The following is a 9,558-nucleotide window of genomic DNA, read 5'->3' on the forward strand; positions in this document are numbered from 1 at the left end:
TAGGCCTGCGGTACTGCAGCTCAAGGTCCTGATCCGCACGGAGAAAGCATAGCGAGGCATCCCTCAGCCATCTGCATCCTCGCAGGTCAGAGCGATCCCTCTACCGCAAGAGAAATGAGAACTCACAGCCAGCGCCGAAAGGGCGCCCGCCCGGCCCGGTGACGCCGGACAAGAATCCGCCCTCGCCACCGCAGCACCCACCGCCTCCCGGCACCTGATGGCAATCGAACATCTCAGCTGGACACAGTTGCCCGAGAGGGTGAGAGACGCCGTTGCACGGCGGCTCGGCGTGCCGTTCACAGCGGCGAGTGTGGAGGACGCAGCCAACTCCGGGACCGCGGCGCTGCTGTCTCTCCACGACGGAGGAACGGTCTTCATCAAGGGACAGCGCGACCGCGCCCCCATCAGCGCCTCCGTCAGTGCCTCCGACGGCGACAGCACGTCATGGTGGGGACCCGGCTGGGCGCCCGTAGACGAACTGGACCTGGAAGAGGCCGTCAACCCCTTCCTGCCGCCCAGCGCCCCGCGGGTCCTGTGGCGCCTGCACGCCTGCGGCTGGCACCTGCTGGCCTTCGAGGGCTTGCAGGGCCGGATCTCCCAGTACACCCCCGGATCACCGGACCTCCCCCTGGTCGCCGCAGCCCTGGGCGAGCTGGCATCCTGCGCCCCGCCACCACTGCGGCTGCCCACCGCATGGGACCGCTGGGGCTACTACTGCGACCCCCAGGACCAGACCCAGCTCACCGGATCCCAACTCCTGCACACCGACCCCGCCTCCACCAACATCCTCATCTGCCAGGGCCGGGCCCGACTCGTCGACTGGGCCTGGCCCGCACTGGGCCCGGCATGGATCGACGCGGCCCTATGGGGAATGCGGCTGGTCTCCACCGGCGGCCACACTCCCGAGCAGGCCTGGGCATGGGCCTCACAAGTACCCGCATGGCACCAGGCGACACCCCCCGGCCTGCGCGCCTTCACCCAGGCTGAAACACGCCGCTGGCAAGACCTCGCGGCCGACCACGTACCCGGCGCCACCCCCATCGCCGAAGCAGCCCGCGCCTGGGCCGAATACGTCAGCACACCCCGGCAAAGCGCGTTGGGCAACTGAGCACGGCGCACACTCTCCTGCTCCCGACCGCACAACCGCAGTCAGGGCAGGAGCCCGGGCCGACCCCAGCGGCCCGGGAGAGGACCTCGACAGTCCACACGCCGTCCCGGCCGTGAGCAGCGGGGCTTCGATGGGCGGGGCCGAGTCTGAAGGCCGTCCACGCGCCGACACCCCTCCTCTGCTCCTCTACAATCCAGCGAAACCAAAGCAAGATCACCAAGCCGCCTACGAAACACAGACGCCAAGGCGCAGCGGCGCCTACGAAACAACCAGACCCGTCTCCGCCCAGACCTCTTGGCACAGACCGCCCAGACCAAGCGCCGCACCAGCAGCGTGGCCCCGGCAGGGGCCGCCAGGAATGCGGGAGGGCCCAGATCCCGTCGGATCCGGACCCTCTTCAGCAGTAGCGGGGACAGGATTTGAACCTGCGACCTCTGGGTTATGAGCCCAGCGAGCTACCGAGCTGCTCCACCCCGCGTCGGTGATCCCCACAGTACGCCATCACAACGGGCGTCGGAGACCACCTCCTGCCGGGGACTTTCATGCAGCGAAGCCGACGTTGGTGACGTACTCGTAAGCACCCCACTGGCTGCCCAGGTCCGGGAGCACATCAGTGGTCCATACGTCGTCGAGGCCCTGGTAGTCGCCGACCGCCCAGGAACCGACGATACGGTCCCAGCGGCGCACGTTCATCGTCCGGTACTCCACCGCCCGCTGCCGCGGCCGGTCCACCTGGGACTGGTTGAGGGGGTGGATCTCCACCCGGGTCCCACGTCCCTCGCGGTTCAAGCGCTTGAGGAGGTGCCGGGCGACGTTCTGCCGGCGTACCGTGCGGTACGCGGCGTCGATCCTGGCCAGGTTGGCCTTCGACGGCGACCGTTTGCCCTCCAGCCACGCCTTCAGTGTCCGGTCCGTGACCGTCAGACCCGCATCCCGCGCAGCCGCACGCGCATGATCCGTACGGGTCAAGTAATGCAGACGCGCCGTCCAGCCGCGCCTGACCGTGACCGGAGTGGCAATACCCCCGGCAAGCTCATCCAACCGCCGCGCGACCAGATCACTGCCCCGCACCCCTCTCGCACCATATTTCCCGAACTCGATATTCCTCTCCGGCACCTGCCCATTCTCTCCCATCGCCGCCCATGGCGACAGCGGCGCAGCACGGTGGAGGTACAGCGTTAGCCACGGCCAGGCCCAGGCTCAAACCCAGGCAAGGGCCGGACCGATTCCGGTGCGAGCGCGACGCGTCGCTCGCTCGGGGCGGTCTCCCTGCAGGCGCCAACCGTCAGACCCGTCATCGGCGGTCGGCCTCCGTTCGAAGGCGTTCCGAGGCGTTCCGCTTCTCAGTACGGCTCTCGGGTGCGTTGCGCCGCGAAACGCGACCGGCCGGGCCATGCTGAAGACCCGCCTCGGTCGGCGACCGGCGGGGTGTGGTGAGCAGCGGAGAAAGGGACGGCATGGCGTCGTCGGGCGACGGTCACGGCTGGCAGTTCTGGGTCGACCGGGGAGGCACGTTCACCGACGTCGTCGCCCGGAGCCCGGACGGTCGGCTGCTCGCCCGCAAGCTCCTCTCGGAGGATCCGGCCCGCTACGACGACGCGGCAGTGGAGGGGATCCGCCGGTTGCTCGGCCTGCGCGAAGGCCAGGAGATCCGGCCCGGCGCTGTAGAGGTGGTGCGCATGGGCACCACCGTGGCCACCAACGCCCTCCTGGAGCGCAAGGGCGAGCGTACGGCGTTGGTGATCACCCGCGGGTTCCGGGACGCTCTGCGCATCGGTTACCAGAACCGTCCCCGGCTCTTCGACCGGGAGATCGTCCTGCCGGAAGTGCTGTACGAGCGGGTTCTGGAGGTGTCCGAGCGTGTCACGGCCGACGGTGAAGTCCTGCTGCCGCCCGATGTGGACGGCCTCGCCGCGGACCTGCGACGGGCCCGCGACGACGGCCTGGGCGCCGTCGCGGTGGTGTGTATGCACAGCCATCTGCACCCGGCGCACGAGGAAGCGGTCGGGAAGCTCGCGGAGCGGATCGGCTTCCCGCAGGTCTCCCTGTCGAGCGAGGTCAGCCGTCTGATGAAGCTGGTGCCGCGCGGCGACACGGCCGTCGTGGACGCCTACCTCTCCCCCGTCCTGCGCCGCTACGTCCAGCAGGTGGCGCACCGGCTGCCGGGCGTGCGCCTGCTGTTCATGCAGTCCAACGGGGGCCTCGCCGAGGCCGGTCACTTCCGGGGCAAGGACGCCATCCTGTCCGGACCGGCGGGCGGCATCGTCGGCATGGCCCGTATGTCGCGGCTGGCGGGCTTCCGGAAGGTCATCGGTTTCGACATGGGCGGCACCTCGACGGACGTGTCGCACTTCGCCGACGCCTTCGAGCGAGTGGTCACCTCCCAGGTGGCCGGGGTCCGGCTGCAGGCGCCCATGCTGGACATCCACACCGTCGCCGCCGGCGGGGGCTCCGTCCTGCACTTCGACGGCGGCCGCTACCGCGTCGGCCCGGACTCCGCCGGGGCCCATCCGGGGCCCGCCTGCTACCGCGCCGACGGCCCCCTGACCGTCACGGACGCCAACGTGATGCTGGGCCGTATCCAGCCCGACCACTTCCCCAGCGTGTTCGGACCGGGAGGCGACCAGCCTTTGGACCGCGACGTCGTGCGTCGCCGCTTCACCGAGCTCGCGGACGAGATCCACGCCCACACGGGCGACCGGCCCACCCCGGAGCGGGTCGCCGAGGGTTTTCTACGGGTGGCGGTGGCGAACATGGCGGCCGCCGTCAAGCGGATCTCGGTGCAGAAAGGACGCGACGTCACCGAGTACGCGCTGACCACGTTCGGCGGTGCCGGGGGACAGCACGCCTGCGCCGTCGCCGACTCCCTCGGCATCCGCACGGTCCTGGTGCCCCCCATGGCCGGGGTGCTCTCCGCACTGGGCATCGGTCTGGCCGACACCACCACCATGGTGGAGCGGTCGGTGGAACTCCCTCTCGACGAGGCGAGCATGGCGCAGGTTCGCGCCATGGCCGACGCGCTGGAGACGACGGCCCGCGGTGTGCTGTACGACGAGGACATCCCCTCCGAACGCATCCGGGTCGCCGGCCGCGCCCGGCTGCGCTACGACGGCACGGACACGGCCGTGACGGTGGTGCTCGGCGAACGCCAGGGCATGCTGGAGGAGTTCGAGGAGACCCACCGGGCGATGTACTCGTTCCTCCTCGACCGCCCTGTCGTCGTCGAGGCCCTCTCCGTCGAGGCCACGGGGCTCACCCCGCAACCCGATCTCGGCGGCCTCGCCATGGTGTCCCCGGAGGCCGCCGACGGTCCGGACGCCGGAACGGTCCCGCTCTGTACGGGCGGAACGTGGCGCGACGTTGCCCTCCGGGAACGTGAACGCCTGCGTCCGGGAGCCGAGGTGTCGGGCCCCGCCCTCATCACCGAGGCCAACGCGACCACCGTGGTGGAGCCCGGCTGGCGGGCCAGGGTGACGGAGACCGGGCACCTGCTCGTCGAACGCACCGCCCCGGCGCCCGCGCCCGACGTGGAGACCCGGGCCGACCCCGTCATGCTGGAGATCTTCAACAGCCTCTTCGTGTCGGTCGCCGAGCAGATGGGGGCCCGGCTGGAGGCCACGGCGCAGTCCGTCAACATCAAGGAGCGGCTGGACTTCTCCTGCGCGCTGTTCGACCCCGAGGGCAACCTCGTCGCCAACGCCCCGCACATCCCCGTACACCTCGGATCCATGGGAACCGCCGTCAGGGAAGTGATCCGCCGGCGGTCCGGGGAGATGAGGCCCGGCGAGTCCTACGCCGTCAATGACCCCTACCACGGCGGCACCCACCTGCCCGACGTCACCGTGGTGACCCCTGTCTTCGACGAACGGGACGGAGCCCCCCGCCCCGGGATCCTCTTCTTCGTCGCGTCCCGGGGTCACCACGCGGAGATCGGCGGACTGACGCCCGGCTCCATGCCGGCGAACAGCCACGAGATCGACGAGGAAGGCGTGCTCTTCGACAACTGGCTGCTCGTCGAGGACGGCAGGTTCCGTGAGGCCGAGACCCGGGAACTCCTGACGTCGGCCCGCTATCCGTCCCGTAGCCCCGGCACCAACCTGGCCGACCTGAGGGCCCAGATCGCCGCCAACCGCAAGGGCGTCGAGGAGGTCGGCAAGATGATCGGCCACTTCGGCCTGGACGCGGTGCAGGCGTACATGCGCCACGTCCAGGACAACGCCGAGGAAGCCGTCCGTCGGGCGATCGACCGTCTCTCCGACGGCGCGTACCGCTACGAGACGGACTCCGGCGCGGTCATCGCCGTGAGCGTCCGGATCGACCGCCGGCACCGGTCGGCGACCATCGACTTCACCGGTACCTCCGCCCAGCTGGCGACGAACTTCAACGCGCCCACCGCCGTGGTGAACGCCGCCGTGCTGTATGTCTTCCGGACACTCGTCGACGAGGACATCCCGCTCAACGACGGCTGTCTGCGCCCCCTGCGCATCGTCGTCCCGCCGGGGTCGATGCTCGCCCCCGAGTATCCGGCCGCCATCGTCGCCGGCAACGTCGAGACGTCCCAGGCCGTCGTCGGCGCGCTCTACGCCGCGCTCGGCGCCCAGGCGGAGGGGTCCGGCACGATGAACAACGTCACCTTCGGCAACGACCGCCACCAGTACTACGAGACCGTCGCCTCCGGCTCCGGCGCAGGCCCGGGGTTCGACGGCGCGTCCGCGGTCCAGACCCACATGACGAACTCCCGCCTCACCGACCCGGAGGTGCTCGAGTGGCGGCTGCCCGTCCTGCTCCGGGAGTTCGCCGTCCGCACCGGCAGCGGGGGCGAGGGCCGCTGGCGCGGCGGCGGTGGCACCGTACGACGGCTCGAATTCCGCGAACCGATGACGGTGAGCACCCTCTCCGGCCACCGGCGGATCCCGCCCTACGGCATGGCCGGCGGCCACCCGGGCGCCCTGGGCTCGAACCGCGTGGAACGATCCGACGGCACTGTCACACCACTGGCAGGCAGCGACTCGGCCGAGGTACTGCCCGGCGACGTCCTGGTGGTGGAGACCCCGGGCGGAGGCGGATACGGACCTCCCGGCGAGCCTGTACCGGCCGCGCATTGACGCCCGGTCAGGGAACCGTGCGGGGCAAAGGTCCTTCCTCGGCCAGGGCACCCGCGGCTACGCGATGAGGCCGAGGAAGCCGGCGACAAGCCGGGTGGTGCGGTGGGCGGCGAGCCGTCCGCGCAGGTCCGCGAGGGGTGGCGGTACCGCGGGCGGAGTCAGCGACGCCCAGCTGCTCGACGGCGCGTTCGGCAACGGTGACGGCGGCGTTGAGAGTGTGTGACACCTGGCGTCGCGGAGGACCTCAGCAATAGCTCACTGGATCAGGGATGTGTGCGGGTGATCCGGGGACTCCGGGCAGACGTAGAGCTGCAGATGGTTGCCCTTGGAGACCTGGACCTCGGGCGGGTTCGCCGCACGGGCGTCGTCGAGGGAGGCGAGGTGTTGATCCTCGTACGGGACCCAACCCGTGTTGCTGCTGTCCCATTCGTTTCGTTCGAGGCGATGGTCGGCAGGGGGCCATCCTGGCGCCACAGGCGGTGCAGAAGCGGGCAATGGGATCGGTGAGGCCCCACGGGGGCCAGCCGCTGGCCTTCCAGCCCGGGGCGACGGACAGCCGGCTGTCGTAGAACGAATCCGGGTAGGGGGCCCAGGAGCTGTCCACGGCGGGTCCGGCCGCCTGCCAGTTGCTCCAGTCTCTCAGCTGCCGCTGCAGCTCCTTGCTCAGGTCCATGGGGTTGGGGTACTCGGTGATCCGCTCCGGCGCGGGCACGCACGGCGGCGGTATACAGCCGTCGTACTCCACGGCGCATGGTGCGGTACATGGGCTGTTCCTGACGGAGGGCCCGTCGTGCGTGCCGTCTTGTGACCTTGCTGCCGACGGAGGTGGCTCGCACGGAGGCGTGCCTTTTCCGATCTTCGGAGGTTAGTACAAGCGGACCGTGCAGGGTGGTCCGCTCGGCTCGGGGAGACTCAGGGAAGGGATGGTCACCATGACTCGCGGCGCCAGGATCCTGGCCGTACTGGCTATTTCGGCGATCACCGTGTGCGGAGGTGGAAGTGCGGCCTACGCCCACGCGGGCAAGGGCACGGGCGGTGAGGACATTGTGGGCGGTGTTCTGTCGGTGCTGGGCAGCAGCACCAGCACGGGCCACGCCAACCAGTGCGGAGCCCCCATCGGCAGCGTGGGAGTGAAGTCGGTCTGCCGGGCCGGGCACGACCACGTCGGCCATGACCGGCCGGGCGGCGAGCGGGTGGACAGCGGGCTGCTGTCCAATGTCGCCGCCTGGAACGCGACCGGGCACAGCAACAACTGCGGCAACCCCAACGTCGCTGTGCTCAGCGACACCACTTGCATCACCGAGGACATCCATCACGGGCGCTGACTCCCGGTCTCAGAACCTGCCTGACCGCCGGGGGAAGTAGTCCTCGAGTACGCCTTCGCGGTGGACGTCGAGCGTGGCGCAGTGCAGTCCGCCGCCGAAGGGGGCCACGTCCCAGAACGGTACCGGGACGACCTCGAACCCCAGCCGGTCGAGCTGTTCCATCTGCGCGGTCTCGCTCGCTTCCACGCAGACCGTGCCGGGGTCCAGGACCAGCACGTTCATCGACAGCCAGCGGCTGCACGCGGACAGTGGCGGCGGTGCCTGGCGCCCGGGAGTGGCGGCCCGGACGACCTGCCAGTCGTTGATCTTGAGGTGGTGCAGCAGCTCCTCCTCGGCGGGCCGCTCGGCGCAGTGCAGGACGAGGCCGGGGCGCAGCGGCACCCAGGTGGCGTCGATGTGCATGGGGTGCGCGTTGCCGAACGTCACCCCGTGCACGCGGTGCCGCGGCAGATGCTGCCGGAGCCAGCGGATCCCCGCCGCGTTGGTGGCGAGGGACTGCTGGACGAACAGGTCCTTGCCGCAGCGGGCGATGTCCGCGGCGTCGAAGAGCGGCTCGGCCTCGGTCAGCACCAGCTTCCCGGCCCTGACCCGGGCGATCTGTTCCTCGAACGGCAGGGCCCCGAACTCCTCCCAGAAGCCCGGCCGGTACGACGCCTCGGTCAGCCGGGGCTTGGGGGCCGCCTCCCAGCGCATGTCCGGGTCGGCGCGGAAGTATGCCTCGATCAATGGCCGGTGGGCCAGGTACTCGAACCAGCGGCTGCGGAACGACATGGTCGCCTCGAGCAGCTCGTTCCCGATCACCACCAGGACGTCCCGGACCGGCATGGCACCGAACATGCTCTGCTGCGTCCACTCCGGGGTGGCGACCGGCCGGCTGAAGTCCAGTGGCCGGGGCCGGTCGACCCGGATGCCGCGTGCTTCGAGGATGCGGGTGAAGGCGTCCAGCTGCTCGTTGGCCGCGGCCGTCATCTCCTCGGGCAACGGCCCGTACGTTCCGCGGGGAAAGCCGTGTTCGGGCCAGTCCCGGACGACCGCCGGCTCGGGAGCCTGCACCATGGTGCCGTCGGCCCGGCCGATGACGACATGCTTCAGCGGATCCCACTCGTTCCAGGAACAGACCTTCACCGATCCTCCCCCGGGGTATGCCGTGTACGGCCCGCTCTCCGGAAGTGGGAAGCGGTGAGGGGCCACAGTCTGGCGCCTCCCCGGCCGCAGCACGAGAGCGCATGTCCGGGGCGCGTGGGGTGACGCGGGAGTGCCCGGCGCACGAGCACCGGGCGAAGGCCCGGCCGACGCGGCAGCGGCAGTAGCGGCGCGAGGGGGGCACCGTGGCCATCGTGCGGGGCCCTGCGGCATCATGCCCCGGTGTGCTGGGCGGACGCGGCCCGCTCCGCCCGGGGCCGGACGCTTCGATCTCCGGGAGGCAGCGGTGCCCACGGCCTTCCCGTTCGTCCACTATCTGCTCGGCGTCGAGGGCCTGGCGCTGCTGCGGTCCTGGCTGACCGGCGACGCGGAGAGCTCCGCCGCGCGGATCGCGGAGACCGCCGAACTCTGCCGAAGGTGGTCCGCGCGGGACGCGCCCGGGGACACGGCGGCCGGGCCCGGGCACGTGACCGTCGAGGAACGGCCCGTCCTGGACGGCTACGCGGCCTGGTCGGCGTCGTACGACGGCTACCCCAACGCGATCACGGCCCTCGCCGACCGAGCCCTCGCGGGCGCCCTGTCCGGTCTTCCGGCCGGGCGGGCGCTCGATGTGGCCTGCGGGACGGGACGGCAGACCGAGCGGCTCGCGGCGCTGGGCCACCGGGTCGTGGGTACCGACGCCTCGCCCGCCATGCTGGCGCGGGCCCGGCACCGGCTGCCCGGCAGCGCCTTCGCGGTCGCGGACATGGTGGCGCTGCCGTTCGCGGACGGCGGGTTCAACCTGGTGACGCGCTGTCTGGGCCTGACGCACCAGGAGGACCTGGGGCGGGCCGTCGGCGAGCTGGGGCGGGTGCTGCGGCCGGGGGGACACGCGGTG

6 protein-coding genes and 1 tRNA gene are annotated in these 9,558 nt (G+C 70.9%); 4 read left to right on the forward strand and 3 right to left on the reverse strand.

Annotation, left to right across the window (positions count from 1 at the left end):
* The first annotated feature begins 217 nt into the window (after positions 1–217).
* Positions 218–1,108: an aminoglycoside phosphotransferase gene (locus K6I34_RS23900; RefSeq protein ID WP_229328400.1), complete on the forward strand. Its 891-nt coding sequence runs from the start codon at positions 218–220 to the stop codon at positions 1,106–1,108.
* A 404-nt stretch (positions 1,109–1,512) separates the two neighbouring features.
* Here K6I34_RS23900 and K6I34_RS23905 read toward each other — a convergent pair.
* Both K6I34_RS23905 and K6I34_RS23910 read right to left on the reverse strand, forming a co-directional pair.
* Positions 1,513–1,586, reverse strand: a tRNA-Met gene (locus K6I34_RS23905).
* Positions 1,587–1,648: 62 nt separating this feature from the next.
* Complete coding sequence (locus K6I34_RS23910) at positions 1,649–2,224, reverse strand: transcriptional regulator (RefSeq protein ID WP_229328401.1); 576 nt, start codon at positions 2,222–2,224, stop codon at positions 1,649–1,651.
* A gap of 341 nt (positions 2,225–2,565) precedes the next feature.
* Here K6I34_RS23910 and K6I34_RS23915 point away from each other — a divergent pair, with 341 nt between their 5' ends.
* Positions 2,566–6,213, forward strand: a complete 3,648-nt coding sequence (locus K6I34_RS23915) for a hydantoinase B/oxoprolinase family protein (RefSeq protein ID WP_229328402.1) — start codon at positions 2,566–2,568, stop codon at positions 6,211–6,213.
* A 932-nt stretch (positions 6,214–7,145) separates the two neighbouring features.
* Positions 7,146–7,538, forward strand: a complete 393-nt coding sequence (locus K6I34_RS23920) for a hypothetical protein (RefSeq protein ID WP_229328403.1) — start codon at positions 7,146–7,148, stop codon at positions 7,536–7,538.
* 9 nt (positions 7,539–7,547) lie between these two features.
* On the opposite strand, the gene K6I34_RS23925 is transcribed toward K6I34_RS23920, so the two are convergent.
* The gene (locus K6I34_RS23925) at positions 7,548–8,663 is read right to left on the reverse strand and encodes a serine/threonine protein kinase (RefSeq protein ID WP_229328404.1); all 1,116 of its coding nucleotides are present in this window, start codon (positions 8,661–8,663) and stop codon (positions 7,548–7,550) included.
* 304 nt (positions 8,664–8,967) lie between these two features.
* Between K6I34_RS23925 and K6I34_RS23930 the strand changes: the two genes are divergently transcribed.
* A partial coding sequence (locus K6I34_RS23930; protein ID WP_229328405.1) for a class I SAM-dependent methyltransferase occupies positions 8,968–9,558 on the forward strand: 591 nt, incomplete at its 3' end.

The organism is Streptomyces sp. UNOC14_S4, from assembly GCF_020740835.1.
Classification (GTDB): domain Bacteria; phylum Actinomycetota; class Actinomycetes; order Streptomycetales; family Streptomycetaceae; genus Streptomyces.